The sequence below is a fragment of the Halobellus captivus genome, assembly GCF_007655485.1.
Classification (GTDB): domain Archaea; phylum Halobacteriota; class Halobacteria; order Halobacteriales; family Haloferacaceae; genus Haloquadratum; species Haloquadratum captivum.
Map to the genome: position 1 here is coordinate 34,848 of NZ_VJXQ01000010.1, position 1,274 is coordinate 36,121.

2 protein-coding genes are annotated in these 1,274 nt (G+C 63.1%); both read right to left on the reverse strand.

Going from position 1 to position 1,274, the window contains the following annotated elements; genetic code table 11:
• A partial coding sequence (locus FJT57_RS16150) for a biosurfactant protein 1 (RefSeq protein ID WP_238994034.1) occupies positions 1-689 on the reverse strand: 689 nt, incomplete at its 3' end.
• Positions 690-789: 100 nt separating this feature from the next.
• The coding region (locus FJT57_RS17150; RefSeq protein WP_238994035.1) for a transcription initiation factor IIB at positions 790-1,274 on the reverse strand (485 nt) is incomplete at its 5' end.

Consider the following 1,274-nt stretch of genomic DNA (forward strand, 5'->3'; position numbering starts at 1 on the left):
TCAACGGATTCCTGGAGCGCAATCGCTGGCACCAGCCAGAAGTCGTCGTCTGCGTCCTCACGAAGGCTTGCAAGCCCCTCTTCGGTGCGAACCGCGCTCCCAGTTTCGTCGTAGAGAAACGTCGCGTGCTCGCCGTCGTGACAGGACTGCGTCGTCTCTGTCCACGCCGTCCGCTCACGAGCAGCCGCGAGCAGCTGATTACCACATTCAGACGTGACCCGTGTCGCCGAGGGGAGCGAGGGCCACTGATCGACAAGCTGTGGGGCCGGTTCCTCGTCGAGATCGTAGATTAGCTTGCAGTCATCGACTACTGGGTCATCGTCTGCCTTCACGAGGAGGGTAGCCGCAGCAGATCCCTTCCCGACGGCGCCGTAGAACGTCGACGCCTCGACGAGCAGCTGGATGACGTGGATGAGAGTCCGTTCGGCAGTCGATGTGTCCTGATCATCGGCTGCTTCGAGATGGTTCGTGAGACAAAACCGGCACTTCGACTGGCCAGCGGGGATCGACGCTCCACAGGAAGCGCACTCGGTCGCATCTGCTGTCGGGCCGTCTGGATAGCCCGCGTCGACGCCACCGGAGCGCTGCCGCCGGGGCTCACCACTACTACTGGCGAGTTGATCGTCGGGAACGTGGGTCGCTTCGCCGAGCGGTCGGAGGGCTTCGTAGTCGGCGTACTGGTCGGTCATCGAGTGATCTGGCCGTATCATGCTTCGTCTTCGGGTTTAAACAATGGCTCTCACATCAATCAGCCTACAGACATACAACCGAAAATCAGCAGTGTGGGCCTTAGACAGCCAGTTCGTCCAGCGCGTCGCGGTGGGTCCGCACGGTGACCACTGAGACGTTCGCAACGTCAGCGATGTCCGACTGGGTGAGCCACCGCCCGTCTTCGCGTCCGGCCTTGTACAGACAAGCTGCGGCGAATCCGGATGGCCGAACCCCCGTGGTTGCTCCGGTCGATTCGGATGCTTCCGCCAGCTGCCGAGCCCGCTGCCGGATTTGATCGGAGACGTCGAGCTCCGACGCCAACCGCGGGACGAACGCACTGGGCGTCACGGGTTGGGCTGGTAGGCCGAGTTCTGTATTCAGCGTCGTGTATGCGTTCGTCACCCGCGATTGCTCGACGCGCGCCGACTCGGTGATGTCGTCGAGCGTTCGTGGTCGCCCGTTACACCGGCACGCCCCGTAGACACTCGCGGCGGCCATCGCCTCAATCGACCGGCCCTGCAGGAGTTCCTCGTTCTGAGCGCTGCGGAAGAGCTGGCAGGCCT